Raw genomic sequence first — 25645 nt, forward strand, 5'->3', positions numbered from 1 at the left:
TGGCCGAAGAGACGGGGCGCGAAGCTTCGGCGATGCACCGGTGTCGTTCAAATGTCCGCGCGGCGCGGGAATGTTCGGGGCGGCGATGGGGTCGAACGGTGAGGAGGCGAGCCCGGCGGCTACCGAGGCGCGCCGCTAGGCGGCGTCGCTGTTGCCGCCGGCGATCAAGCCATCGAGCGCCGACCGGTCGGTGAGCTGAACCAGACCGTTGCCCTCCAGGGCGATGATCTTCGCCTTGCGCAGCCGGGTGAAGGTGCGGCTGACGGTCTCGGTGGTGAGCCCGAGGAAATCCGCGATGTCGGTGCGGCTCATTGCCAGGCTGACGGGATTGCCCGGAAAGCCATGGCGCTGGGCCCGCTCGGACAGGCTGACCAGGAAGGAGGCGACGCGCTCCATCGCCGTCTTGCGCCCCAGAAGGAGCATCTGGTCCTGGGCCGCCACCAGCTCATGGGCCGCTTCGCCCAGGAGCCGGTGCTCGAGATTGGGGATGTCGGCCAGCAGGGTCTCGATGTCGCGCCGGCCCATCCGGCAGAGCTTGGTGCCGGTGATCGCCTCCGCCGAGTAGGCGTAGGTGGCATTGAGCGCGATGCCCAGGAAGTCGCCCGGAAACAGGAATCCGGTAATCTGGCGGCGGCCGTCCGGCAGGAGCTTGATCAGGCGGACAGCGCCGGTGAGGACGTTGAAGAGGTTGTCGGCCGGCTCGCCCTCGCTGAAGATCAGCTGGCCTTCTTCGTACTGTGCCTCCCGGACGATGCGCTGCATGCGCTCGAGCTCGCCGGGTGCGAGCGAGCTGCAGACCCCGATCGCCCGGATCTCGCAGTCGGCACAGCCCGTGGTGATCGCCCGATCCTGCCGCGGTTTGGCCAGCGGCGACGCCGTGTTTCCCATGGTCCGCCACCCGTTCGGAATTGGGTCCGGGCATTCTGTAGAACCAGGGACAGGGATACAACCCGAAGCGGCTCGTTGCGGCGCGACAGTTTGATCCAGATCATCGTAGCGCGGGCGCCACGAGGCCAGAATTCCGCCGAACTGCAACCGGATTGCAACCGGATCCGCCATGTCCCTCAGATTGCAGACCGTTCTGCTGCATGCCGCCGAGGCCGACCGGGCCTACCCGATCGTTCAGCTCGCCACCGGCATCTCGCTCGCGCGCTGGCGCGCCTTTGTGTCGCAGCGTACCGGCGACGAGGACGGCAGCGCCGGGATCATGGTGGCCCAGGATTCGCACGGCTATATCCAGGGAATCGGCAGCTTCTACGCGACGGAGGATCTGCGCCACGGATCCTGCCTGGTCGTGGACAATCTGCTGGCGCTCGATCTCCTGGGCGGGCAGGGCGTGTCGAAGTTCCTGCTGCGCCGGCTGATCACCTTCGCCCGCGAGCATGATTTGCAGGCGATCGAGACCCATCTTCCCCGCGGCGGCTTCATCATCCGCAGCGCGTCGGAAGGGCTTTCCCGATTGCTGCTCAATGACGGCCATCACCTGGAGGGCGTATGGGCCATGCTGCCGCTGGATCACCGGCCGCAGGCGGACCCGGCGGCCCATTGAAAGGGCCGCGATCCGACGCGGATTCCCCGCCGGGCGTTCAGGGATGCCGAAGCAGGAGGCGGTTGACCCGCGCGATCAGATCCTCGCGCGCGGCATCGTCCGGCAGCTCTTCCAGCTTCCGGCGCAGATCGAGCGTCAGGGCCGCGAGCCCGTTATGCCAGTCGGCGGCCGGCTGCTGGCCGGTGGCGAGGCGCCGTGCCGTGCCCGGCTGCTTCGCCGGCCGCTCGCCTGAGAGCGCGAAGACGTCGTCGAGCTCCGGGATCAAGATCCGGTCGGCCGCATAGCCGGCCGAGACGAGCCCGTCGCGCAGGCCCGCCAAGGCGTCCGGCTCGCCATGGGTCAGGTAGATCGCGCGGGCCACGGGGAGACGGGCCTTCACCCATTCGATCAGGCCGCCGCGGTCGGCATGGCCGGAATAGGCGTCCATGCTGCGCAGGGTCGCGCGCACATTGATCTCGTCGCCCTGGATCCGGACGGACGGCACGCCGGATTGGAGAAGCTGGCCGAGCGTACCGAGCGCCTGGTAGCCGACGAACAGGACCGTCGCGTCGTCGCGCCAGAGATTCTGCTTCAGGTGATGGCGGATGCGTCCGGCATCGCACATGCCGCTGCCGGCGATGATGATGGCACCGCCATTGATCCGGTTGATCGACTTGCTCTGCTCCGAGGTTTCCATCAGATGCAGGTTGGGCGCCGAGAAGGGATTGCCGATCGCGCCGATATCCTCGAGCTCGGCCGCATGGGCGAGGAAGACCTGCGTCGCCTTGATCGCCAGCGGGGAATCGAGGAACACGGGTACCTTCGGCAATTCGCCCCGGGCCATGAGCAGGCCGAGATCGAGCAGCAGCTCCTGGGTCCGCTCGACGGCGAAGGCCGGGATCAGCAGGTTGCCGCCGCGGGCGAGCGCCGCCGTGACCTCGTCCCGGAACTGGGCGCGCCGTGAAGCGGCATCGGTGTCCGCACGGTCGCGGTTGCCATAGGTGCTTTCGACGACGAGATAGTCGCAGCCGGCGGGGCCGGTCGGATCGGGGTGGAAGGATTTGTTCCGGGGCCCGATATCGCCCGAGAAGACCACCCGCAGCGGCCGCCCCGCGGCGGCGCCATCCGCGATCTCGATCTCGATGGAGGCCGATCCCAGGATATGGCCCGCATTCCAGAAGCGGGCGCGCACGCCGCGGCCGCAGGCGATCCACTCGTCATAGGCGCAGGCGCGCAGATGTTTCAGCGAGGCCTCGGCATCGGCCTGGGTGTAGATCGGATCGACGGCCGCGCGGCCGCGCCGGAGGTTGCGCCGGTTGAGCGTCTCCACCTCCATCTCCTGCACATAACCGCTGTCCGGCAGGGTGAAGGTCAGCAGATCCAGGGTGCCGCGTGTCGTGTAGATGGGGTGCTTGAACCCGGCTTTGACGAGCTTGGGCAGCAGGCCGCAATGATCGGTATGCGCATGCGTGAGCAGCGCGAAATCGATCTGTGCCGGCACGAAGGGGAAGGCCGTGTAGTTGAGCGCCTTGAGGGTCTTGGGGCCCTGGAACAGGCCGCAATCCACCAGGAACGACCCGCCCGGGTGGGAGATGCGGTAGCAGGAGCCGGTGACGCCGCCGGAAGCGCCGGCGAAGGCGATCTTGACAGTCATGGGCACCACTCAGGGTGAGGATGGGCTGCGGCCATCGAGCTCATAGCCGATGCTCTCGGCGGCGAGCTCGGTGGCGAAGCGGAAATCGGACTGGAAGCAGGCATGGATCCGATAGAGCGGCTGGCCCTGCTTGACCCGGTCCCCCAGCTTGGCCAGGAGATCGATCCCCGCCCCCTTGTCCATGGGGGCGCCGGCGAGCCGCGCGATGCGGCCGATGCGGTAGCAGTCGATCGCCGTGACGATGCCGCTTGCGGGGGCGGCGATCTCCGCGGTCAATTCGCCCGGGCTCTCGCGAACCGGATTGCGGCCCTGGCCGTCGATGATGCGTTCCATCGCGGCCAGCGCCTGGCCGCTTTCGAGGATCTCGCGCGCCCGCGCATGGCCGCCGCCGCCCCGCAAGGCCGGGTCGAAATCGATGATGCGGCCGGCCAGCAGCAGCGATTTCTCCTTGAGGTCGTGCGGTGCCTCCGGCGCATTGGCCAATACGGCCATCACGTCCCGTGCCTCCAGCACCGGGCCGATGCCGCGGCCGACCGGCTGGCGGCCGTCGGTGAACTCGATCTCCACCTGCAGCCCGACGCGGTCCCCCACGAACTCGAAGAGCTTCCGCAGCCGGATCGCCTCGGCCAGGCTGCGCACCTTGGCCGTGGGGCCGACGGGAATGTCGATCAGGAGATGGGTCGATCCGGCCGCGAGCTTCTTCGACAGGATCGAGGCCACGAGCTGTTCCTGGGTGTCGATCGAGAGCGGCCGTTCGACCGAGATCAGGATGTCGTCGGCCGGGGAGAGATTCACATGGCCGCCCCAGACCAGGCAGCCGTGCGCCTTCTCCACCACGTTGCGCATCTCGGCGATGCCGAGATCGACCCGGGCCAGCACCTCCATGCTGTCGGCGGTGCCGGCGGCCGAGGTGATGGCGCGCGACGAGGTCTTCGGCATCGTCAGGCCATGCGCCGCGACGATCGGCACCACGATCATCGAGGTCCGGTTGCCGGGAATCCCGCCGATGCAATGCTTGTCGACGATCACCGGGTCCGCCCAGGACAACCGGTTGCCGACCTCCGCCATGGCGCGGGTCAGGTCGAGCACCTCGGTGGCGGAGAGGAACCGCGCCGAGGCGATCAGGAAAGCGGCGATCTCCGTCTTGGAATAGCGGCTGGCGGCGACGTCCTGGATGATCGCCTCGAGCTCGGCGCGGGAGAGATGCGCGCCCGCGATCTTGCGGCGGACCGCCTCGAGGCTCTTGGGCGGCGAGGCGGGGGCGATCTCGACGGCCGCGCCTTCGGCCAGGCCCAGCTGGCGGAAGGCCTGCTCGGCGAGGCCGAGCTCGTCGGGGGCGATCAGCCCCGGCTGGTCGACGATGTTGAGGACGGCCAGGATGCGCCGCCCGTCCTGCTGCACTTCGATCTTGCTCAGGGCCTGGAACTCCGCCGGACGGTAGGTCGGGCAGTCGCGCGCCAGGAAGGCGACATTCTCGCGGTAGGTGTCTATGGCGAGGCGGCGGAGCCTGAGCATCGAATCACCGTCGGGGGTGTGGAAAGCCGCCGCCATCCTAGCCGCGAATCCGCATTCGCGTGGAAGCGCGGCGCCGGAGTTCGGGAGGAGGGATGAAAGGGTGAGAGGAGGGCGGTCCCCCGGCCTCGGGCGGAGAGCCGGGGGACCTACCCGAGCGCGAACGTCAGGAGTCTAACGTTTTGCGATCGGGATCTTCTTCTGCGCGGCCGCCGTCCCCGCCCGCTTGGGCAGGGTGACCGTCAGAACACCGTTCTCGAACAGGGCGCTGACGGCGCCCTCATCGACATTCTCGGGCAAGCGGAAGCTGCGCTGGAACGCGCCATAGCTGCGCTCCGAGAAGTGATAGTTCTTCTTGTCGTCCTTCTCCTCGCGCCGGGTCTCCTTCTGCCCTTTGATATCGATCACGCCATCCTGGATGGTCAGCTCGATATCCTTCTCGCTGAGGCCCGGAAGCTCGCAGCTCAGCTCATAGCTCTTGTCGGTTTCGCTGAACTCCGCCTTGGGGGCCACGGCATTGCCGCCGACGGCTCCCTGGGCCGCGCGCGCGGCCGGGAGGTCGAAAAGCCGCCGCTCGAACGGGGATAGGAAAAGCCCGCGCATCATGCCGTCGACCATGCGGTCGAAATCGCCGAACAGGCCGGAGGGGGCGAAGGGATCGACGCCCCTCGGCAACAGCTCGCCAGATCGCGCTTCCGCCTTCTGTCGCTCATTGCCTGCCATGCTGTCCTCCATCACGTCGCCAATGAGGCACTCCGATGATGGAAGAATGCGCCGGCCCGGAGGGGGCAACATTGACCTGAATCAACCGTCGAGGGAGAGGCGGGGAAAATCCCGGCCGGTCGATGGACCTCGCGAAGGGCCGGTGTTAGGGTCGGCCAGCCCAACCGCCCGCATGCCATGATCAAGACCCCCACGCCCAATCCCAACCTGCATGTGACGGCCACCGTTCGCGGCTATTTCACGCCCCGCGAATGCGAACGGATCATCGCGGCCGGCAAGTCGCAGATGATCGAGGAAGGCACGATCATGACGCCGGGGCAGGGCAGCAACGTCATCGACCGGAGCAAGCGCTCCAACGGCATCACCTGGTTCAAGCAGGGGGAGCCCACCACCAAGGCGCTCCAGGCCAAGATCGGGCGCCTGGTGGAGGACGTGAACAAGGAAATCTACCACTTCGATCTGACGGGCTTCGGCGAAGCCCTGCAGTTCACGCGCTATGAGAGCGTCGGCGACACCTACACCTGGCACCAGGATCTGGGCGTCGGCGCCTCCTCGATTCGCAAGCTCTCGGTGGTGGTGCAGCTTTCGGACCCGGCCACTTATCGCGGCTGCGATTTGCAGATGTTCCGGGACGGCGAGCCGGCTGCCGTGGAGCGCAACCAGGGCACGGTCCTGATCTTTCCGTCCTGGACGCTGCACCGGGTGACGCCGCTCGAGGAAGGCGTCCGCTACAGCCTCGTCGCCTGGATCAGCGGCGAGCCCTTCCGCTGATGCGTGGGGCCACCCGCCGGCCCGGCCTGAGAAACAAATCCCTTTCAAGGTAGTGCAAGGCGACGTTCATCCGGCTCGGGCCACCGGTCGGCCGCCGCCGGCTCTTCCTGCCGGCTCGGATGAGGCATCGGCAACTAGCTCGGTGATCCGGCTGGAAAATCCGGCCGGTAGGGCCCCGGGGGCCGGCGACAGGCTGGGAAAAAATTTCCGAGCCCTCCGCGTGCGCCGCGGCCTTCCAGGCCACCATTGACCGGCCTTCAGCATCCGGCCATAGATTCTTGTGAACCAACAATAATCGGAGGAACCCCCATGATTTCCCGCCGTGCCCTTCTGGGCACCGCCGCCGCCGCGGCCACGCTGGCTGTCATGCCCCGGGCGCGGGCGGCCGGCGATCTTCACGTATTGAATTGGCAAGGTTACGGAACCGACGAGGCCTGGGCGCTCGAGGCCTTCAAGAAGAAGACCGGCTTCAACGTCGTCCACGATTATTTCAATTCCGAACAGGAGATGCTGACGAAGCTGCGCACCAGCCCCGGCGCCTATGACGTGGTGCTGATCAACAGCACCTACACCCAGCAGGCGAGCTCGGAGGGCCTGATCCAGCCGATCGACAGCGCGAAGATCACGAACTTCAGCACGCTCCTGCCGGCGATGCGCGACTCGGTCTATCTGAACACCGACGGCAAGATTTACGGCGTGGCCTGGGTGTGGGGCATGACCGGGATCGCCTATAACGAGGAGACGGTGAAGCCGGCCCCGACCTCGGTCGAGGTGCTGTGGGATCCGAAGCTCGCCGGCCGGGTCTGCCTGCGCGACGACGCCATCGAGGTGGTGAGTTTCGCCGCGATCGCGACGGGCCAGGACATGAACCACCCCAAGGATCTCGACAAGATCAAGGCCAAGCTCCTCGCGCTCAAGCCGCAGGTGAAGACCTTCTGGGCCTCGGAGGACGAGTGGAACAAGTTCTTCGCCGCCAAGCAGTTCGATGTCTCGACCTATTGGAGCGGCTCGGCCGCGCGCAGCAAGACCAACTCGAAGCTGCCGGTGGGATTCATGATCCCGAAAGAGGGCGGGATCGGCTGGTTCGACGGGCTTTCGATCGCCAAGGGCGCACCCAATGCGGACGGGGCCGCGGCCTTCATCGACTATATGGTGAGCCCGGAATTCTACTATGAGTGGGCGACCAAGATCGGCGCACCGGCTTCCGCGAACCTCAAGGCGAACGCCACGCTGCCCGACGGCGATGTCGGCAAGGCCATCCATGGCGATGCCGAATCGGTCAAGCGGCTGACCTACATGGCGCCCTTGAGCGACGAGGAGCGTCAGGCTTACGGCGATCTCTGGTCGGAAGTGAAGACCGAGTTGGCGCAATAGAACGAGCCGCAAGGAGAGGCGTGGGCGCGCGGGCGGCGCGCCCGCGCCTTTCGCTTTTCCGGGAGAATTCACGGGCATGATGCAGGAGGCACGCCGACGCGCCACGATCGGCTTCCTGACGGCACCGGCCTATGTCTGGCTGACCGTGACGGTGCTGCTGCCCTTGTCGGCGATGCTGTTCTTCAGCTTCCTGACCGTGGCGCCCATCAACGGTCGCGTAGCGCAGCTCACGACCGAGCATTATCTCACCTTCCTCGACAAGGATTTCTACCGGACGCTCACCTGGCGGTCGCTGCGGCTCGGCATCGACGTCACGCTGGTCTGCGTGCTGGTCGGCTATCCGGCGGCGATGGCGCTGGCGAAATATGTCCATGGCCGCTGGCGCGAGGCGATCTTCCTGCTCATCATCCTGCCCTTCTGGAGCAACGGCCTGGTCCGGGTCTATTCCTGGACCATGGTGCTGCGCGAGGGCGGCTTCCTCGATTGGGTGCTCCATGAGATCGTGCCGGGCGCTCCGGCCGTCAGCGTCCTTTTCACCTATCCGGCCATTGTCATCGGATTGGTGCACAGCTACCTGCCCTATGTGGTCCTCACCTGCTACGTCTCGCTCGAAGCGATCGACGACAGCCTGACGGAAGCCGCCCGCAGCCTGGGCGCTTCGGCCTTGCAGGCGTTCCTGCGCGTGATCCTGCCCTTGAGCCTCCCGGGGCTTCTCGTGGGGGTCATCCTCACCTTCGTTCCCGTCATCGGCTCCTTCATGGAGCCCCGGATCCTGGGCGGGCGTTCGGGCATCATGCTGGGAACGGTGATCGAGGATCAGTTCACGACCGTGTTCAACTGGCCGCGGGGCGCCGCGCTCTCCTTCATCATGCTGGGCATCGTGCTGCTGATCTTCGCTGCCAGCGCGCCGCTGCTGCGCGGCCGCCTCAAGGGATTCTGAGGCATGCGCAAGCTCGTCATCTGGGTCGTCCGGGGCTATCTGGGGCTGCTGCTCCTGTTCCTCTATCTGCCGATCGTGGTGATGGTGCTCCTGGCCTTCAACCAGTCGCCGCTCTACAAGCTGCCGATCGTCTGGGACACGGTCTGGTTCCAGTCGCTGGCCCATAACGACCGGCTGATCAATGCCGGCCTCAACAGCGTCGGCCTGGCGTTCGCCAACATGGTGGTGGCGACCGTGCTGGGCACGATGGCGGCCATGGCGTTCTCGCGCTATCAGTTCCGCGGCAAGCTCCTGCTCGAGCTCCTGCTGTTCCCGCCCATCACCATCCCCTGGCTCATCATCGGCATCTCGATGCTGATCTTCTTCTTCTGGATCGGCATCGGGCGCGGGCTCCACGCCATGCTGCTGGGCCATGTGGCCCTCTCCTTGCCGTACGTCATCATGGTCGTCGGCGCGCGCCTCGCCGGCCGCGGCGTGGTGCTGGAGGAAGCCGCGGCGACTCTGGGCGCCTCGCCCTGGCAGGCCTTCTGGCGGGTGTCGCTGCCGGTGATGGCGCCGGCCGTGATGGCGGCGGCGCTCTTCGCCTTCGCGATCAGCTTCGACCAGTTCGTGATTTCCTACTTCCTGGCGCCGCCGGGCGTCTCGACCCTGCCGGTCGAGATCTATGCCGCCATCCGCAAGGGCTTCACGCCGGAGATCAACGCCATCTCGACCATCATCATCGCCATCTCCATGGGCTTGATGCTGCTCTTCGCCAGGCTCTATCGTTTCGGCGGCGAACGGTGAGGGATCGATCGTGAGCACCGTGGATGTCATCGGCGCCGTCAAGCGCTACGGCCGGGTCGCAGCCCTCGACGAGGTCTCGATCCGCTTCGCCGAGGGCGAGTTCTTCGGCCTGATCGGTCCTTCCGGCAGCGGCAAGACCACCTTGCTGCGGGCCATCGCCGGTTTCGCCGATCTCGACGCGGGCGAGATCCGGATCGACAACCAGCCGGTCGGGGACCGGCCGCCGCACAAGCGCGACATCGGCATGGTGTTCCAGAACTACGCGCTGTTCCCGCACCTGACAGTCTTCGACAACATCGCCTTCGGTCTCTCGGTCCGGGGCCGGTCGCGGGAGATGATGCGCAAGGAAGTGAGCGCGATGCTCGATCTGGTCCGGTTGTCGGGATTCGAGGCCCGCAAGCCGCGTCAGCTCTCGGGCGGCCAGCAGCAGCGGGTGGCGCTGGCCCGCGCGCTGGTGACGCGCCCGCGGGTCCTGCTGCTGGACGAGCCCCTGGGGGCCTTGGACAAGCGGCTGCGCCAGGAGATGCAGATCGAGCTCCGTCAGATCCAGCGGGAGGTCGGCATCACCACCATCTTCGTCACCCACGACCAGGAGGAAGCCCTCACGCTCTCCGACCGGATCGCGATCTTCAACGACGGCAAGGTGGTGCAGGTGGGAGCGCCCGGCGAGGTCTATGAGCGGCCGCGCTCGGCCTTCGCGGCCGGGTTCCTGGGCGACGCGAACCTGTTCCAGGGCGCGGTGCTGGAGAGCGGCACGGTCGAGGTCGGCAATCTCGGCATCCTCAGAACCGCCGATGCGCTGCCGGTCGCCGGAACGCATGTGATGCTCGCCGTCCGGCCGGAGAAGATCCAGGTCTGGGTCGAAGGCCTGGCGACGCCGGGCGCGGAGCTCAACCGCTTCAAGGGCCGGGTGCAGCGCGCCGTCTATGCCGGCACCAACCTGACCTACAAGATCGAGGTCGGCGGGCATATGGTGACCGTGTTCGAGCAGAACCGCGCGGCCCACCCGCTGCCGACGGGAACGGCGGTCAATGTCGGCTGGCTGCCGGTCCATAGCGTGCTGGTTTCCGCATGAGCGCGTTGGCACGGCCGCTGGGGCCATCGACGGTCCATGCCGTCATCGACATGCAGCGGCTGTTCATGGAAGGAACGGCCTGGGGCTCGCCCAACACGCGGCGCGTGGTGGCGCCCATCGCGCAACTCCTGAGCCATCGGCCGTCGGCCGCGATCTTCACCCGCTTCATCACGCCGCACCGTCGCGAGGATGCGCCCGGCGCCTGGGATCATTTCTACAGCCATTGGCCGGACGTGCTGCTCGAGAAGATGGATCCCGCGGTCCTGGATCTGGTGCCGGAACTGGGCGCTTTCGTGCCGCCCGGCGAGGTCTCGGACAAGATCACCTATTCCGCCTTCGCCGATGGCGATTTTGCCGAGCGGCTGCGCCGCCGCGGGGCCGATACGCTGGTCTTCAGCGGCGTCGAGACCGATGTCTGCGTGCTGCTCTCGGCGCTGGACGCGGTCGATCGCGGCTATCGCGTCATCATCGCGACTGACGCCGTGGCCAGCTCCGTCGACAAGGCCCATGAGGCGACGCTCGAGCATGTCTATCCGCGCTTCGATGCCCAGGTGGAGCTTGCCACCGTCGCCGAGATCATGGCGGCCTGGCAGCCGGCGGAAAGCCGGTCATGACAGCGAAGCTGGCGCCGGAACGGTCGGTCCTGCCCGCCCGCGACTGGAACAGCTGGGACAGCGTCTATCCGGCGGAGTTCTGGCATCTCTCGAGCGGCATCAAGCTGGGAATCGCCGCCTATGCCGGCAGCCGCAATCTGTTCACGCGGTTCCCACCCGGCGCTGGCGTGACGCTGGGGCCGCGCCGGGTCGATGGCAGCCGGATGGCTCTGACCTTGCGCCATGCCGGTACCGAGATCGAGCTCACGATCGACAAGCCGGGCGATCACCTGCTGCGGGGCCGCTGGCGCGCACTCAAGCTCGGCGAATGGGGCCTGCGGTTCTGGCTGCTGCTCTGCCTGCGCTGGGAGCCACCCGGGGAACTCGACGCGGTCCCGTGGCGCTACCAGCCGCAGGCCGGCCATCTGCAAGCCGAACGCGACGGTGTCCATGCCATGGCGTTGGCGGAGCGCGTGCCGCTGATGACGACGTTCCATGGCCAGGCGGATGCGGCGGCGCGCGACGGTTTCGCGGCGCTCAAGCAAGAGCTGGAGGCCCACGGTTATTTCTACCTGGCGTCCCAGGCCCCGGGCGGCCGGTTCGCCGTGATGCGGTTCAATCTCGAGGAGATGCCGCAATGCCGCTTCGCCGTGGGCGTCGGCAGCGATGCCTCGATGCTGGCAAGCCGGTTGAGCCAGGCGGTAACAGGCGCGGCGTTGCCGGAGCCGGAGGAGGCGATGCAGACGGGCGCCTTCGCCGGTGCGCTCGATGCGGTGCGCGATGTGGTGGGCTGGAACAGCGTCTGGGACCCGATCAACCGGCGGCCCTATACCAGTCTCAGCCGCAACTGGGTGGCGCAGAAGTTCGGCGGCTTCGGTGTCTGGCTCGACGACATCTTTTATCACGCGCTGATGGCGGGTGCCTTCGACGGCGAGGTGGCGCGCGAGAATCTCGAGACGGTGCTGGCGGGATCGCAGCCCGCGGGCAATCTGCCCTGCCTCTTGACCGGGAACGACGCCTGGGTCGACCGCTCGCAGCCGCCGATCGGCAGCTTCATCGTCTGGATGCTCTATCAGCGCCTGCGCGACCGGGGCTTGCTCACGCTGAGCTATCGGCGCCTTCTCGCCAACCATGACTGGTGGTGGCGCTTGCGCGACGGCAATGGCGACGGGTTGATGGAGTACGGCACCTCGCCGGTGGGCGGCGGCCTTTATCGCGGCACCAAGCTGGCGGCGAAGGACGAGTCGAGCATGGACAATTCGCCGACCCACGACGAGGCGACCTTCGATCCCGCGACGGGCACCCTCGATTGCGCCGATGTCGGGCTCAACAGCCTGCTGGCGCTCGATGGCGAGATGCTCGCGCTCATGGCGCGCGAGCTGGGCGAGGGGGCGGAGGCGGAACGGCTCGATCGGCGCGCGGCCGACTTGCGCGAGCGCATCGCCGAGCGCCTCTGGGACCCGGCCCGCCAGGTCTTCGCCAACCGGCTCTGGTCGGGCGCCTTCGTGAAGAGCCTCGCTCCCACCAGCTTCTATCCGCTGATTGCCGGCGCGGCGCGCCGGGAACAGGCCGCCGCCATGGTCCGGTTGCTGCAGGATGTCCGCAAGTTCGGGGGAACCTGGCTGCTGCCATCGGTGACCCGCGACGACCCGGCTTTCGACGACAATGTCTATTGGCGCGGGCGCATCTGGCCGCCGCTGAATTTCCTGGTCTGGCACGGCCTGCGCCGATACGGCTTCGATCGCGAGGCCAGCGCACTCGCCGAGAATGGCTGGCGCCTGTTCCAGGGCGAATGGCACCGGCATCGCCGCTGCCCGGAGAACTTCAACGCGGTCACGGGCGAGGCGATGGATCAGCCCGACACGGATTCCTTCTATGGATGGGGCGCGCTGATGCCGTGGCTGGCCGCGGCCGAGACCGTCGATTTCAATCCCTGGCATGGCTGGGAGATCGCGCATGGCGGTCAACCGTTCCGCCACGGGCGCTTCCTCTCGCCGGCAGGCCCCGCGCTCTTGTCGGGGCAAGGCGGGGTTCTGACGCTGTCGGTGAAGGGCGAGCCCGTGTTCGAAACCAACCTGCAGGGCCGTATCGGCGAGATCGAGCTGGAGGCCGGCGCGATCCGTTTGACCCTGCCGCCGATCGCTCGGGAAGGCTCCTGGATCGAGTTTCCCGCTCGCGCGATCGCGAGCGCCACGCTCGATGGCCGTCCCGTCACCGCCGCGGGCCGGCGCATCGTGCTGCTGCCGACGCGTGCCGCCCAGCGCCTGGAGGTGGGGATCGCATGATCCTCGTTTTCGGCTCGCTCAATGTCGATCTGGTGGTGCCGGTTGTGCGCCTGCCGGTTGTGGGCGAGACGGTGCTCGGCGAGGGCTATCGCGTGGCGGCGGGAGGGAAGGGTGCCAACCAGGCGCTGGCGGCACGGCGCGCCGGCGCCGATGTGCGAATGGTCGGCGCGGTGGGGCGCGACGGCTTTGCGCCGGTGGCGCTCTACGATCTGGCCGAAGCCGGCGTCGATCTCGAGGGCGTGACGTCGGTCGATGCGCCGACGGGCGCGGCCTTCATCGGCGTCGATGCGGAAGGTCGCAACCAGATCCTGGTCGCATCGGGCGCCAACCGGTTTGCCAGCGCCGAACAAGTGGAAGAGTCGTGGCTGCGGCCGCCGGGCCTGCTCCTGCTGCAGATGGAGGTGCCGCTGGCCGAGAACTGGGCGCTGCTGAAGCGCGCTCGCGCGGCTGGGCTGTCGACCATGCTCAATGTCGCGCCGGCGGGGCCCTTGCCCGAGGCGGTGCTGCCCTTGATCGACTGGCTTGTCGTCAACGAGGTCGAGGTGCTCGCCGTGGCCGCGGCGGCTGGACATCGCACCCAGGATCCGCAACGGGCGGGAAGGCTGCTGGCCGATGCCGGCGGGGCGGTCCTGGTCACCCTCGGCGCCAAGGGAGCCGTGGCGTTCGCGAAAGGAAAAGTCTGGCGGATCGAGGCCCTTCCTGTCGATCCCCTGGATACAACCGGCGCGGGTGACGCCTTTGTCGGGACCTTTGCCGCCGCGCTCGACTCGGGAAACGACCTCGCCTCCGCCATGGCGTGGGCGAGCGTTGCCGGCAGTCTGGCCTGTACGGTGGCCGGTGCCCAACCCAGTCTGCCCGATCGAGCCGCGATCGTCGCGCGCATCGACGAGATTGCACCGGCACAATGCTTATCATGGTGAAGTAGGGGCGCTTGGCCGCGACCGTCAAGGCCTATCCGCGTGAATTGTTTGAGCAGAGTTTGCGTTTTGTTGTCTTCTCGTGACCATGGCTCGGGCTATCATTGCCCATCGCCGCGAAGGCCCATCGCTTCTAACAACCGGTCAAGGCGAGCCGTCATTTCATCTGGTTTCCGTGACACAGTCACTCCGTCCGATTCCCTTCATTGATCTTCAAACGCAACGTGCCCGGCTCGGGCGGCGAATCGAGGAGCGTATCGAGCGCGTGCTCGCGCACGGCGCCTTCGTCATGGGGCCGGAGGTGCTCGAGCTCGAGCAACAGCTCGCCGGCTTCACCGGCGCGCGCCATTGCATCTCCTGCGCCAACGGTACCGACGCCTTGCAGATGGCGCTGCGCGCCCGCGAGATCGGGCCCGGCGATGCGGTCATCGTCCCGGCCTTCACCTTCGTGGCCGCGGCCGAGACGGTGTCGCTGGTGGGCGCGACGCCGGTGTTCGCCGATGTCCGCGAAGAGGATTTCAATCTCGATCCCGAGAGCATCCGGCCCGCGCTGGCGGCGGCCCGGGCCGCCGGATTGCGGCCGGCCGGAATCATCGCCGTCGATTTGTTCGGTCAGCCCGCCGACTATGGCCGGCTCGAGGCGATCGCCGAGGAGGAGGGACTCTTTCTCATCGCGGACGCGGCCCAGAGTTTCGGCAGCGCTCTCGACGGAAAGCGCGCCGGCCGCTTCGGCCATGTGACCGCCACAAGCTTCTTCCCGTCCAAGCCTCTCGGTTGCTACGGCGACGGCGGCGCGCTGTTCACCGACGATGACGAACTGGCCGCGATCCTGCGCAGCCTGCGGCAGCATGGGCAGGGCGAGGATCGCTACGACCACCAGCGCGTGGGCATCAATGGCCGGCTCGACAGCATCCAGGCGGCGGTGCTGCTGGCGAAGCTGGAGACGTTCGGCGAAGAGATCGTCGCCCGCCAGGAGGTCGCCGACGAATATGGCCGGGCCCTATCTGCTGTCGCGGCCGTACCGGTTTTACGAACCGGCGCGTCCTCGGTCTGGGCCCAATATACGATCCGCGTTCTCGAGCGCGATCGCGTCGCGGCGGCGTTGAAGGCGGACGGGATCCCGACCGCGATTCACTATCCGCGGCCCCTGCATCATCAGCCGGCCTACGCGGGTTCGCCCATTGCGGCGACCGGACTGGCGCGCAGCGAAAGACTGGCAGGCGAGGTGCTCAGCCTGCCGATGCATGCCTATCTGGATCTCGCGACGCAGGATCACATCGTGGCGTCGCTGCACAGGGCGGTGGGCGGCACCGGCCTGGGCCGGGCCGCATCGGGCTATCGCTAGGCCGCCGTTCCTAGACCCGTTTCGCCTAGATCAGGCCGGCGCCTTCTTCGTCGGCCGAGAACATGCCCGTGATCGGCGCCAGCGACGAGCGCAGCTTCTTGCGCCGGACGATCTTCTCCTGCGCCGCCTGCGGGAAGTCCGTCAGCAGGACGATCCGCTTCGCCATCAGGATGTCGATGAGGTCTTCATAGACGCGGATCATCTCCAGGTCGGAGCGATCGAACTCGCCGCGCAGGGCCTGGGCGGAGCCTTCGGGGGCGATGCCCGTCAGCCTGACGATGGAGGTGTTCTTGTCGGCGTCCTTCATGTGCGGCGATCTCCTTGTGAGGCGCGCATATTAGCAGGACCGTGTCGTTAACATTTCACCAACCAGCAGTACGGGCAGTACCGCTTTCCAACTGACAGGAAAGAAACCGCACACTATGATGTGGGCCTTGTCGAGGGGCCCATGCGACATCGAATTGTTCAATTTGAAGGCCGGCGCTATTCCGTGAAGCTCGAGCCGATCTGGTGGGAGCGGCTCGAGGACCTGTCGCAGCAGCAGGGCTTGCGGCTCAATCAGCTCATCGGCCATGTCGCGCGCGGCGCCACGGAAGAGGTCAATCTCACCGCGGCGATCAGATCCTACTGCCTTTCCAAGACATTGGAGCAGTTAAATCGAGTTGAGGGCGAGCTGGAGGAGCGCAGCCTGACCAACCAGGGGGTGCCCCTGGGCCTGATCGTCGATGCCTGCCCGAGCCCGACCCTGATGGTCTCCCACAACCAGTCGATCCAACGCGCCAACCAGGCGGCCGTGCAATGGCTGGGCGTCGACGCGACCGCCCTCATCGGCCGCATGATCGGCCACTACATCCAGATTAAATCTCAGATACCGCTGGATAAAATATTGCAGGAATTTGAGAATGGGGCGCACCACGTCTACCAGGGGCGGATCGTGTATCTGCGCCCGGGGCGGGTGGTGACGGCGCGGGCCAATATCTGCCCGGGGGTGATCGACCCGGTCGGGGGGTCCTCCTTCCTCATCCTGGTCGACCGGGGACCTGGTTAACGGCCCCGGCACGGGACCTGTCCCCGCGGCTAAGTCCCCGGCAGGGCTGCCAGATGCGACAAATTTGCGCTAAATTCTGTTGAAACCCGCTCCCCTCTCCCTTAGGATTTAATGACGTGTAAACCCTAAACGCCTTTTCAGGATTCTTGCGCCTGAGGAGGAGAGCAGGGGACAGGAGCGGATGGTCATGACTATCGTCGATGACAGCGGCGATCTGAAACTCACCGCGGCGCCCACGGCGCCGGCGGCGGGTCCCGATGCCGACCACATCACGCTCTCCCTCAACGATCTGCTGCCCGACGCCAATGGCGAGATCGTGGTGGTGAGCCCGCAGGGCCAGCTGCATCTGAACATCGTGACCGATCTTCAGATCTCCGAGAGCGGCATCGCGGACAGCCATCTCACCGCCGACGGTACCGACGTCAACGGGCTTTCGTTCTTTACGTTCGAAGGCGGGATGCGTCTGTATTACTCGCCGGAAGTCGAGATCACGATCGCAACCCACGCCGGTTGATCTCAGGGGACGTTCCCGCTTGCGGGAAGTACCGGGCTTTCTCTTCCGTTTTCATGGCGCGGCAGCGATGTTTCATCGCGGGCCTTCTTTCTGCTGACCGCCCGCGATGCCGACGAGGCGCCGTAGCGGGGTATGACGGGAATGTAATCTTGTCCGGCCCTTGCTGGCGCAACCCGCGACAAAGGCCCGGGCGGGCTCGTCGGATTGCCATTGTTTTACGCTAGTGCCTTAGGGCGGCTGCCGAATTCTCGGGCCGGGACCGATCTCCCTTCCGCGAGGGCGGCAACTCCGATATAAGGCTGCGCTCTTGTCGGCCACAGAGCGGTCACAATTAACGATAATCTAAGACGCGACCGGCAGATTGGGGCGACCAGTAAAACAAGGATAGTTCAGATGGATTCGGCGGTTCAGAAAGCCCCAGAAGCGGCCGTGCCTGTCGAGTATTCGGGCCCGGTTGAACGCGACGATCCTCTCCTCCAGACCCTCGTCATCCTGTCGCGCCTCTATGGTGCACCGCGGTCTCCCGCCGCCCTGGCCGCCGGCCTTCCCGTCGCCGCCGGCGGGCTGACGCCGCCCCTGTTCCTGAAGGCCGCCGAGCGCATCGGGCTTGCCGCCAACGTTTCCAAGCGCGCGCTGCCGTCGATCCCGGACCTGGCGCTGCCTTGCGTTCTGCTGCTGAAGGACAAGCAGGCCTGCGTGCTGCTGCGCCGAGACGGCGAGTTCGCCGAAATCGTCACCACCGACAACATCGACGGCAGCAAGCGCGTCTCGATCGCGACGCTCGAGGATCTCTACAGCGGCAGCTGCATCATCGCGCGCCCGAAGATCCGTCTCGACGCGCGCTCCGGCGACATTTCGATCGAGCAGCAGGGCAGCTGGTTCTGGGGCTCGGTGCGCGGCTTCTCGACGATCTATGTCGAGGTGATCATCGCCTCGCTGCTGCTGAACATCTTTGCCGTGATCTCGCCGGTCTTCGTGATGTCGGTCTATAACCGCGTCGTCCCGAACCGCGCCTTCGACACCCTGTGGGTGCTGGCGATCGGCGTCTCCGCGGCCTACTGCTTCGATTTCATCATGCGCACGCTGCGCGGCTACTTCCTCGAGCGCACGGGCAAGGCGCTGGATCGCCAGATCTCGGCGCGCATCTTCGGCCAGGTCCTCGGCATCCGCATGGATTCGGCGCCGCAGTCCTCGGGTGCCTTCGCCAACTACATCCAGGGCTTCGAGCCGCTGCGCGATTTCTTCACCTCCGCCTCGCTCGCCGCCATCGTCGACCTGCCGTTCCTGTTCCTCTTCATCTTCGTGATCTCGCTCATCGCGGGCCCCATCGCCATCGTGCCGCTGGTCATGATCCCGGTGGTGATCGCGGTCAGCATGATGGTGCAGATCCCGATGCGCAAAGCGTCGGAGAAGGCCTATCGCCAGGGCGCGCAGAAACATGCGGTCCTGGTCGAGACGATCGCGGGCCTGGACACGATCAAGGTGGCGTCGGCCGAAGGCCACCGCCAGCGCGACTGGGACGGGTTCGTCGACGCGCTGGCCACGACCTCGACCAAGGCGCGGTTCTGGTCGGCGATCTCGGTCAATTTCGTCTCGCTCTCGCTGCAGTTCACCACGCTGGCCACGATCATCTGGGGCGTCTACCGCACCGCCGAGGGCGAGATGACCATGGGCGCCATGGTGGCGACCTCGATGCTGGTCGGCCGCGCCATGGCGCCGCTCGGCCAGATCGCCGGCATGATGGTGCGCCTCAACCAGTCCTGGAGCTCGCTCAAGGGCCTCAACAAGCTGATGACCCTCCCGGTCGAGCGGCCGCTGGGCAAGGACTTCCTGCGCCGCCCGCATGTCGAGGGCGCGGTCGAGTTCCGCGACGTCTCGTTCCGCTATCCGGGGCAGGAAACCAAGGCGCTGGATTCCATCTCCTTCAAGATCCAGCCGGGCGAACGCGTCGCCATCGTCGGGCGCATCGGCTCGGGCAAGACCACGATCGAGCGGCTGGTGATGGGCCTGTTCGAGCCGGAAGAGGGCGCGGTGCTGATCGACGGCACCGACATCCGCCAGCTCGATCCCGCCGACCTGCGCCGCAACATCGGCTGCGTGCTGCAGGACGCGCATCTCTTCTTCGGCTCGGTGAAGGACAATATCGGCATCGGCGCGCCCTATGTGGACGAGGCCTCGGTGCTGCGGGCGGCCACCGTCGCCGGCGTGGACGAGTTCGTGCGCAGCCATCCGCATGGCTATGACATGCAGGTCGGCGAGAACGGCCGCTATCTCTCGGGCGGCCAGCGCCAGGCGATCGCGATCGCCCGCTCGCTCCTGATGAATCCGACCGTGCTGGTCTTCGACGAGCCGACCAGCCACATGGACAACAGCACCGAGACCACCTTCAAGAACCGCTTGCAGCAGATCCTGCCCGGCAAGACCCTGCTGCTGGTCACCCACCGCAACTCCATGCTCTCGCTGGTCGACCGCCTCATCGTGATCGACGGCGGCAAGGTCGTGGCCGACGGTCCGAAGGCCGGCGTGCTCGATGCGTTGATGAAGGGCCGCGTCAAGGCCGCCGAAGGCTGAGATCCGAAGGGAATATCAAGATGGCTTCCACCGCGCTGCAACGTTACGACGACTGGATCGATCCTTCCGAGATCGATCGCCGCGTAACGCGACGCTTTGCCCATGTGCTGCTGGGCATGGTCTTCGTGATCGTCATTTCCTTCCTGGTCTGGGCGGATCAGGCCGTGCTCGACGAGGTCACCCGCGGCGAGGGCCGCGTCGTTCCCTCCGGCCAGACCCAGGTCATCCAGAACCTCGAAGGCGGCATCCTGGCCGAGGTCCTCACCAACGAGGGCCAGATCGTCGAGAAGGGCCAGGTGCTGATGCGCATCGACAACACCGTTGCCGAATCGCGTCTGCGCGAGCTGAAGCAGCGTTATTTCAGCGGCCTGTCGACGGTGGCCCGCCTCGAGGCGGAGATCGCCGGCGCCACCGATCCGGAAGGGATCAAGTTCCCGGACGACCTTCTGCAGGGCGCGCCGGACGTGGCGCGCTCGGAGATGGCGCTCTTCACCATCCGCCAGCAGCAGCTCCAGTCGCAGCTCGCCATTCTTCAGGACCAGCTGGCCCAGCGCCAGCAGGAGCTGGCCGAGCTGCGCGGCAAGGCCGACAATCTGCGCAATTCCTTCGGGCTCGCCCAGAAGGAGCTCGACATCACCCGGCCCCTGGCGGCGCAGGGCGTCGTCTCGCAGGTCGACCTGCTGCGTCTCGAGCGCCAGGTCAACGACCTCAAGTCCGATATCAATGCGGCCGATCTGGCGCGGCCCCGCGCCGAGGCCGCGGTCGAAGAGGCCCGCAAGCGTCTCAACGAGCGCATCGTCACCTTCAAGACCGACGCGTCGCAGGATCTGACCAAGGCCAAGCTCGAGCTCGCGGCCACCACCGAGGAGATGAATGCCAACCAGGACCGCGTCACCCGCACCGAGGTGCGCTCGCCGGTCCACGGCACCATCAAGGAGATCAAGATCCGCACCATCGGCGGCGTCATCCAGCCCGGCCAGAACCTGGTCGAGATCACGCCGATCGAGGATACGCTCCTGGTCGAGGCGCAGATCCGTCCCTCCGACATCGCTTTCATCCGCCCGAAGCAGGCGGCCGTCATCAAGGTCACGGCCTACGACTTCTCGACCTATGGCGGCCTCGACGCGGTCGTGGAGGACATCAGCGCCGACACGATCCAGAACGAGAAGGGCGAGCACTTCTTCCGCATCCGTCTGCGCACGGACAAGAACTTCCTCGGCACCGCCGAAAAGCCGCTGCCGATCATCCCCGGCATGACCGCCTCGGTGGACATCCTCACCGGCCACAAGACGGTGCTGGAATATCTGCTGGCGCCGGTCATGCGGGCCCGCGATACGGCTCTGCGCGAACGCTGAGCGCGAGGGCGGGGCCGGGGGCCCCGCCCGTTTCGCATCGGCGAACGGACCCGTCTCGATGTCGGGCCTTGGGGGTTACCCCCCGCGGCCGGGGTCCATGGCTGCATAATTTCCTAGGAAAGCGGGTCGGCCGGCCGGCCATCGGGTGCCGGAATCGGGCGGTCCCCCGACGAGTCGGGGGCGGTCCGAGCCGTGCCAGGGCTGGTGCCTTGTTAGGAAAGAATATTTCCCCTGTTGGCACTATGGCGCCACCGCCACAGCGCGTCGGAAAATGCACCGGCCCGCCTGCCTCAAAACTTTATTATTGGTCATTCTAAGGGACATGCAGCGCTTTCTTCGATTGTGCTGCCGCTAAAAGGGCGTGCATTTGTAAATAGGTAATGGTAATTATCGGGCATACCCGTCTGACCGACGGGAGGGGGCTCGGTTCGCGATTCGCGACGAGGGCCATGATCGATGGGGGCTGGTGCGCCGGGTTCAACCGGCAAGCTCCCGACCATATGACCAGGTGTGGGGGCCTGAATCCAATGAAGCAACGGAAGATTCTTCTGCTCGCTGCTGTCGCGGCGTCGGCATTGTTTGCCATGTCCGATAACGCCAGGGCGATCACGCTCGAGGAAGCGGCGGCGCTCGCCGTTTCGACGAACCCGCGCGTCGGCGTCGTATCGAACGATCGCAAAGCGGTCGATCAGGAACTGCGCCAGGGCGAAGCCCTCTATTATCCGCAGGTCGACGTCCGCTTGGACGGCGGCCCGGAATGGGCGAACAACAACACGACGAACAACAACGGCTACGAGGAAGGGCGCCTTCAGCCGCGCTCCGACCAGTCGCTGACGATCAGCCAGCTGATCTTCGACGGTCACTTCGCCGACAGCGAAGTCGCCCGGCAGCAGTCGCGCGTGAAGTCGGCGGCCAATCGCGTCAGCGAGACCTCGGAAGACGTGTCGCTCGATGCGGTCCGCGCCTATATCGACGTTCTGCGTAACCGCGAGCGTCTGGCGATCTCCGAGGACAACGTGGCGGTCCATCGCAGCACGCTGTCGGACGTGCAGCTGCGTGCGCAGTCGGGCGGCGGCAACATCGCCGACGTTCGCCAGGCCGAAGCCCGCTTGGCTTCGTCCGAAGCGGCCCTGACGCAGATCCGCGGCGATCTGGCCGATGCCGAATACGCGTTCATGAAGACGGTCGGACAGACGCCCGACTCCCTGACGGTGCCGACGGTGCCGACCGACATGCTGCCGCAGAGCCTCGAGGACGCGGTGGCGCAGTCGATCGCCAACAGCCCGACGGTCGGCTTCTCCCGCGCCGACGTGGAAGTCGCGGCTCACGATGTCGAGCAGCAGCAGGCCTCCTACTGGCCGGATGTTCGCCTCGAGCTGTCCGCCAACAACAACATCAACGCCGGCGGCACCAGCCGCAGCGACCAGGATGCCTCGGCGCTGGTGGTGGCCCGTTGGAACCTCTATCGCGGTGGTGCGGATACGGCTCGCATCCATGAGTTCAAGCACCGCCTGACCGAAGCGACCGACCAGCTGCTCGTCAATGAGCGCCAGGTTGCCGAGGACGCGAAGGTGGCCTGGAACGCGATCCAGACCGCCCGTTCGAACGTCGAGATCCTGCAGCGCAGCGTCGAGGCGTCGCGCAATACCCGCGACATCTACCGTCAGCAGTTCGACATCGGCCAGCGCGGCCTGCTCGATCTGTTGGACGCCGACAACGAGCTGTTCCTCAATCGCGATGCCTTGGTGACGGCGACCTACGCGGAGATGACCGCGAGCTACCGTCTCCTGGCGACGATGGGCGTGCTGACCAAAGCGCTCAACGTCACCAAGCCGGAGACGTCGGTCGTCCCGACCTTCGACTGAGGCTAGGACACAATCTCGCCAACGGGCCCGACGGCCTCAACACTGTCGGGCCCGGGGCAGAAACCGGCCCGGTACCCCCACTCACGCCAGCGGCCGGCCTACACTGGTCCCCCGGATCCCCCGATCCGGGGGATTTTCCTTTTGCGCCGCAAAAATCGCTCCCGCCTTCGCCGCGTCTCCTTCCATGCCGCCCCATGGAGGGATAAGCGCTTGCTTCTAATGGATAAATCTTGACCCCTGTTAGGGGTTTTGAAGCGAATGCGCGAAATGATCGGAATCGTCATTCCGCCGTCGTCCGGCCCCAGGCTGTTCCGGCACGACCGGCGGAGCAGGCGGCGACCAGAGCGAAGAAGGAGCGGTTCATCCCGCAAAGGCCATGAGCGGCGTGCTGTCGGGCATCTACCACGTCGTCTTGCACGCCTCGATCATGGGCCTCTTCTGTCTGTGGATCGGCTGGCAGCGCTCGGTCGTCGACGCCATGCCGCCGGGCCGCCGTATCCTGATCTGGGGCGCCGGTTTCGCCGTGCTGGCGATTCTGGCCCTGCTGCAGCCGACCGAAGCCCTGCCTGGTCTTCGCATCGACATCCGCGCGACCATGATCGCCCTCAGCACCCTTTTCGGCGGCCCCGCGGCGGGCTTCCTGACGGCGGTCGCAGCGGCGCTGACCCGGCTCGCGGTCGGGGGACCGGTCGCCACGACGGGGCTGGTCTCGATCGGCCTCTGTTATCTGGCGGCCGTCGCCGTCCTGATGACGATGCGCCGGCGGGAAGGGCGCCGCCGGATCTTCCAGCTCCTGCTGCTGGGCGGTCTGGTGGGGATCGCCGGTCCGGCCGCTTCGTTCGTCACGAACGACTGGTCGACGGCGCTGACGCTCATCGGCGCCGGAGCCCTGCCGCAAATCATCGCGGTGACGCTCACGGTACCGATCTTCGCCATCATCATCATCGAGACCGACCGGTCGCGGCGATCGCAGGAGGATCTGCGGACCCACGAACGGGAGCTGCGCGCGGCCAACACCAAGCTGTCGGAGCTCGCGGCGCAGCTCGAGCGGCGAAACGGCGAATATATGGCGGCCCTCGAACGGGCCGAGGCCTTCGGCCGCGCCAAGTCGCAGTTCATGGCCAATATCAGCCACGAGCTGCGCACGCCGCTCAATGCGGTGATCGGCTTCTCCGATCTCCTGCTGATGCAGGGACCGGCGGAGCCTTCCGGCACGACGCGGGAATATGTGCAGATGATCCGCGCTTCCGGCGAGCGGCTCCTGGAGATCATCAACGACGTGCTGACCGCCGCCCGCATCGACGGCGCCGGGTTCGAGGCCGAGCTGCGGGAGTTCTCCCTGGCCGCCCTCCTGCAAGAGGTCACCGGCTTCCTCGAGCCGGCCGTCAACGAGAAGCGGCAGCGGATCGAGCGCAAGCTGGATGACGGCCTCATGATCCATGGCGACGCGAAGCTGTTGCGCCAGGCGCTGATCCACGTCCTGGGTAACGCGTCGAAGTTCGGGCCGCGCGACAGCCTGATCGAGATCCAGGCGATCGCGGCGGCGGACATGGTCGAGCTGACGATCCTCGACCAGGGCCCCGGCATCGAGGCCGAAACCAGCGAAGCGGCCTTCCGGCCCTTCTGGCAGCGCGATGCCTCGGATACGCGCGAGCATGGCGGACTGGGGCTCGGCCTCACCATCGCCCGGCATTTCGTGGAGATGCAGGGCGGAAAGATCGAGATTTCGCGCCGGGCAACCGGCGGCACCTGCGTCCGGATCCGGCTGCACCGCGGCGCGGCTGCATTGGCCGCCTGAGGCCGTCTGCGCCTTAAGGTTGCAGGCGTTTCCCCTGTTTCCGGTAATCATGACTATGGAAGCGGGACGGCTATTGACCTTATATCCCGTAAAAGTAGTAGTATCGTCGCGCGCGAGCTGGCGGAGGCGAGGTCATGCGGATCGGCCCCATTGTTGCGCTGTTTTCGGCCTCGATGCTGGCCGGCTGTGCCGGCGCGCAGTTCCAGCTGCCGCAGATCAGCGATGCCGATGTCGATCGTGCCTCGCTGACCGTCGCAGGCGGCGGGGCCAGTGCCGATGCTCTGCCGCGGCATATCAGAAGCGCCGAAGAAAACCGGGCGATGGTGAGCCGCATCGCCAGCCGACTGGAAGCGGCAGCGCCGGGTCTCTGCGCTTATGCCGAGGCGCCGCGTTGCAGCTTCAATGTGGTCTATGTCGCCGATGACACCGTCAATGCTCAGACGGACGGCACCCGCATCGAGATCTTCCGTGGTCTGATGGAGTATCTCGATACGGAGGACGAGATGGCGGCGGTGATCGGGCACGAGATGGGTCACGAGATCGCGCAGCATGTCGAGGAGAAGAAGGAGAACGCCACCATCGGCATGATCATCGGCGCGATTCTCATGACCGGCGCGCAGATCGCGACGGGCTATCAGGACCAGCAGGCCTTGAACGATTCGATGGGGCTGGGCGCTTCGATCGGCGCACTTTCCTATTCCAAGGAGCAGGAACGCGAGGCGGATCTGCTTTCCGCCTATCTGCTGGCGCGCGCCGACTACGATCTGGAGAAGGCCGGCCGCCTCTTCGTGGTCCTCGCCAAGCTGGACGGCAAGACCCACGCCTCGATGTTCGATACCCACCCGGCAGGCCCCGAGCGGATCGCCTCCTGGGAAAAAGCGATCGCCGAGGTCGAGGCCAGCCCCGACAAGCTGCCGCAGGAGTAGCGGCGGAAACCGTCTCCCGGCATCGACACGACGAAATCCGTCCCGGCTTCTTTGGCGCTAACTTC

At 66.5% G+C, this 25645-nt stretch carries 22 protein-coding genes; 17 read left to right on the top strand and 5 right to left on the bottom strand.

All coding sequences use genetic code 11. The features are described from left to right. Positions 1-135: 135 nt before the first annotated feature. Complete coding sequence (locus tag FRZ61_RS09965; protein WP_151117103.1) at positions 136-888, bottom strand: cyclic nucleotide-binding domain-containing protein; 753 nt, start codon at positions 886-888, stop codon at positions 136-138. A 169-nt stretch (positions 889-1057) separates the two neighbouring features. On the opposite strand from FRZ61_RS09965, the gene FRZ61_RS09970 reads away from it, so the two are divergent. Further along, on the top strand, positions 1058-1549 hold the full coding sequence (locus tag FRZ61_RS09970; RefSeq protein WP_151117105.1) for a hypothetical protein: 492 nt from the start codon (positions 1058-1060) through the stop codon (positions 1547-1549). A 37-nt stretch (positions 1550-1586) separates the two neighbouring features. Here FRZ61_RS09970 and FRZ61_RS09975 read toward each other — a convergent pair whose 3' ends face one another. The 3 genes from FRZ61_RS09975 to FRZ61_RS09985 all read right to left on the bottom strand — a co-directional run bounded on the left by FRZ61_RS09975 (position 1587) and on the right by FRZ61_RS09985 (position 5417). Beyond that, complete coding sequence (locus FRZ61_RS09975; RefSeq protein ID WP_151117107.1) at positions 1587-3182, bottom strand: MBL fold metallo-hydrolase; 1596 nt, start codon at positions 3180-3182, stop codon at positions 1587-1589. Between the two features lie 9 nt (positions 3183-3191). Then, complete coding sequence (locus tag FRZ61_RS09980; RefSeq protein ID WP_151117109.1) at positions 3192-4697, bottom strand: thymidine phosphorylase family protein; 1506 nt, start codon at positions 4695-4697, stop codon at positions 3192-3194. Between the two features lie 171 nt (positions 4698-4868). Beyond that, positions 4869-5417, bottom strand: a complete 549-nt coding sequence (locus tag FRZ61_RS09985) for an Hsp20/alpha crystallin family protein (protein WP_191909379.1) — start codon at positions 5415-5417, stop codon at positions 4869-4871. 177 nt (positions 5418-5594) lie between these two features. Here FRZ61_RS09985 and FRZ61_RS09990 point away from each other — a divergent pair, with 177 nt between their 5' ends. The 9 genes from FRZ61_RS09990 (at position 5595) to FRZ61_RS10030 (ending at position 15503) form a co-directional block, all read left to right on the top strand. Then, on the top strand, positions 5595-6188 hold the full coding sequence (locus FRZ61_RS09990; protein ID WP_151117113.1) for a 2OG-Fe(II) oxygenase: 594 nt from the start codon (positions 5595-5597) through the stop codon (positions 6186-6188). A 309-nt stretch (positions 6189-6497) separates the two neighbouring features. After that, a complete protein-coding gene (locus FRZ61_RS09995; RefSeq protein WP_151117115.1) occupies positions 6498-7562 on the top strand; it encodes an ABC transporter substrate-binding protein in 1065 nt (354 codons plus the stop codon). A gap of 76 nt (positions 7563-7638) precedes the next feature. After that, positions 7639-8502, top strand: coding sequence for an ABC transporter permease (locus FRZ61_RS10000; protein WP_151117117.1), 864 nt, complete (start codon positions 7639-7641; stop codon positions 8500-8502). A gap of 3 nt (positions 8503-8505) precedes the next feature. Next, entirely contained in the window at positions 8506-9288 is a 783-nt protein-coding gene (locus FRZ61_RS10005) for an ABC transporter permease (protein WP_151117119.1), read from the top strand. A 10-nt stretch (positions 9289-9298) separates the two neighbouring features. Then, positions 9299-10363, top strand: a complete 1065-nt coding sequence (locus FRZ61_RS10010) for an ABC transporter ATP-binding protein (RefSeq protein ID WP_151117121.1) — start codon at positions 9299-9301, stop codon at positions 10361-10363. Beyond that, positions 10360-10977: a cysteine hydrolase family protein gene (locus FRZ61_RS10015; RefSeq protein WP_151117123.1), complete on the top strand. Its 618-nt coding sequence runs from the start codon at positions 10360-10362 to the stop codon at positions 10975-10977. Before FRZ61_RS10010 ends, FRZ61_RS10015 begins: the two co-directional genes overlap by 4 nt. Further along, positions 10974-13241, top strand: a complete 2268-nt coding sequence (locus tag FRZ61_RS10020; protein WP_151117125.1) for an MGH1-like glycoside hydrolase domain-containing protein — start codon at positions 10974-10976, stop codon at positions 13239-13241. The genes FRZ61_RS10015 and FRZ61_RS10020 overlap by 4 nt, the downstream gene beginning before the upstream one ends. Then, positions 13238-14161 (top strand): ribokinase, encoded by a 924-nt coding sequence (locus tag FRZ61_RS10025; RefSeq protein WP_151117127.1) that lies wholly within the window; start codon positions 13238-13240, stop codon positions 14159-14161. Before FRZ61_RS10020 ends, FRZ61_RS10025 begins: the two co-directional genes overlap by 4 nt. Before the next feature lie 262 nt (positions 14162-14423). Beyond that, on the top strand, positions 14424-15503 hold the full coding sequence (locus FRZ61_RS10030) for a DegT/DnrJ/EryC1/StrS family aminotransferase (protein WP_407657937.1): 1080 nt from the start codon (positions 14424-14426) through the stop codon (positions 15501-15503). 25 nt (positions 15504-15528) lie between these two features. On the opposite strand, the gene FRZ61_RS10035 is transcribed toward FRZ61_RS10030, so the two are convergent. Beyond that, positions 15529-15810 (bottom strand): hypothetical protein, encoded by a 282-nt coding sequence (locus FRZ61_RS10035; protein ID WP_151117129.1) that lies wholly within the window; start codon positions 15808-15810, stop codon positions 15529-15531. Between the two features lie 183 nt (positions 15811-15993). On the opposite strand from FRZ61_RS10035, the gene FRZ61_RS10040 reads away from it, so the two are divergent. From FRZ61_RS10040 to FRZ61_RS10070, 7 genes are all read left to right on the top strand, one after another. Continuing rightward, positions 15994-16551 carry a ribbon-helix-helix domain-containing protein gene (locus FRZ61_RS10040; protein ID WP_191909380.1) on the top strand — a complete coding sequence of 186 codons (558 nt, stop codon included), beginning with the start codon at positions 15994-15996 and terminating at the stop codon, positions 16549-16551. Between the two features lie 187 nt (positions 16552-16738). After that, positions 16739-17065 (top strand): hypothetical protein, encoded by a 327-nt coding sequence (locus FRZ61_RS10045; RefSeq protein ID WP_151117133.1) that lies wholly within the window; start codon positions 16739-16741, stop codon positions 17063-17065. A 393-nt stretch (positions 17066-17458) separates the two neighbouring features. Continuing rightward, positions 17459-19636 (top strand): type I secretion system permease/ATPase, encoded by a 2178-nt coding sequence (locus tag FRZ61_RS10050; protein WP_151117135.1) that lies wholly within the window; start codon positions 17459-17461, stop codon positions 19634-19636. Positions 19637-19656: 20 nt separating this feature from the next. Next, complete coding sequence (locus FRZ61_RS10055) at positions 19657-20991, top strand: HlyD family type I secretion periplasmic adaptor subunit (protein ID WP_151117137.1); 1335 nt, start codon at positions 19657-19659, stop codon at positions 20989-20991. A 449-nt stretch (positions 20992-21440) separates the two neighbouring features. Then, on the top strand, positions 21441-22856 hold the full coding sequence (locus tag FRZ61_RS10060; protein ID WP_191909381.1) for a TolC family outer membrane protein: 1416 nt from the start codon (positions 21441-21443) through the stop codon (positions 22854-22856). Between the two features lie 376 nt (positions 22857-23232). Next, positions 23233-24654 (top strand): ATP-binding protein, encoded by a 1422-nt coding sequence (locus tag FRZ61_RS10065; RefSeq protein ID WP_151117141.1) that lies wholly within the window; start codon positions 23233-23235, stop codon positions 24652-24654. A gap of 134 nt (positions 24655-24788) precedes the next feature. Continuing rightward, positions 24789-25580, top strand: coding sequence for a M48 family metalloprotease (locus tag FRZ61_RS10070; protein WP_151117143.1), 792 nt, complete (start codon positions 24789-24791; stop codon positions 25578-25580). The last annotated feature ends 65 nt before the right edge of the window (positions 25581-25645 follow it).

The organism is Hypericibacter adhaerens (assembly GCF_008728835.1).
Taxonomy (GTDB): domain Bacteria; phylum Pseudomonadota; class Alphaproteobacteria; order Dongiales; family Dongiaceae; genus Hypericibacter; species Hypericibacter adhaerens.

Coding starts and splice junctions, on each gene's coding strand:
- FRZ61_RS10005 (WP_151117119.1), top strand. CDS start 8,506: ATGCGCAAGCTCGTCATCTGGGTCGTCCGGGGCTATCTGGGGCTGCTG.
- FRZ61_RS09965 (WP_151117103.1), bottom strand. CDS start 888: ATGGGAAACACGGCGTCGCCGCTGGCCAAACCGCGGCAGGATCGGGCG.
- FRZ61_RS10020 (WP_151117125.1), top strand. CDS start 10,974: ATGACAGCGAAGCTGGCGCCGGAACGGTCGGTCCTGCCCGCCCGCGAC.
- FRZ61_RS09980 (WP_151117109.1), bottom strand. CDS start 4,697: ATGCTCAGGCTCCGCCGCCTCGCCATAGACACCTACCGCGAGAATGTC.
- FRZ61_RS10015 (WP_151117123.1), top strand. CDS start 10,360: ATGAGCGCGTTGGCACGGCCGCTGGGGCCATCGACGGTCCATGCCGTC.
- FRZ61_RS09995 (WP_151117115.1), top strand. CDS start 6,498: ATGATTTCCCGCCGTGCCCTTCTGGGCACCGCCGCCGCCGCGGCCACG.
- FRZ61_RS09985 (WP_191909379.1), bottom strand. CDS start 5,417: ATGGCAGGCAATGAGCGACAGAAGGCGGAAGCGCGATCTGGCGAGCTG.
- FRZ61_RS10000 (WP_151117117.1), top strand. CDS start 7,639: ATGATGCAGGAGGCACGCCGACGCGCCACGATCGGCTTCCTGACGGCA.
- FRZ61_RS09970 (WP_151117105.1), top strand. CDS start 1,058: ATGTCCCTCAGATTGCAGACCGTTCTGCTGCATGCCGCCGAGGCCGAC.
- FRZ61_RS10065 (WP_151117141.1), top strand. CDS start 23,233: ATGAGCGGCGTGCTGTCGGGCATCTACCACGTCGTCTTGCACGCCTCG.
- FRZ61_RS10025 (WP_151117127.1), top strand. CDS start 13,238: ATGATCCTCGTTTTCGGCTCGCTCAATGTCGATCTGGTGGTGCCGGTT.
- FRZ61_RS10050 (WP_151117135.1), top strand. CDS start 17,459: ATGGATTCGGCGGTTCAGAAAGCCCCAGAAGCGGCCGTGCCTGTCGAG.
- FRZ61_RS09975 (WP_151117107.1), bottom strand. CDS start 3,182: ATGACTGTCAAGATCGCCTTCGCCGGCGCTTCCGGCGGCGTCACCGGC.
- FRZ61_RS10070 (WP_151117143.1), top strand. CDS start 24,789: ATGCGGATCGGCCCCATTGTTGCGCTGTTTTCGGCCTCGATGCTGGCC.
- FRZ61_RS10045 (WP_151117133.1), top strand. CDS start 16,739: ATGACTATCGTCGATGACAGCGGCGATCTGAAACTCACCGCGGCGCCC.
- FRZ61_RS09990 (WP_151117113.1), top strand. CDS start 5,595: ATGATCAAGACCCCCACGCCCAATCCCAACCTGCATGTGACGGCCACC.
- FRZ61_RS10055 (WP_151117137.1), top strand. CDS start 19,657: ATGGCTTCCACCGCGCTGCAACGTTACGACGACTGGATCGATCCTTCC.
- FRZ61_RS10060 (WP_191909381.1), top strand. CDS start 21,441: ATGATCGATGGGGGCTGGTGCGCCGGGTTCAACCGGCAAGCTCCCGAC.
- FRZ61_RS10035 (WP_151117129.1), bottom strand. CDS start 15,810: ATGAAGGACGCCGACAAGAACACCTCCATCGTCAGGCTGACGGGCATC.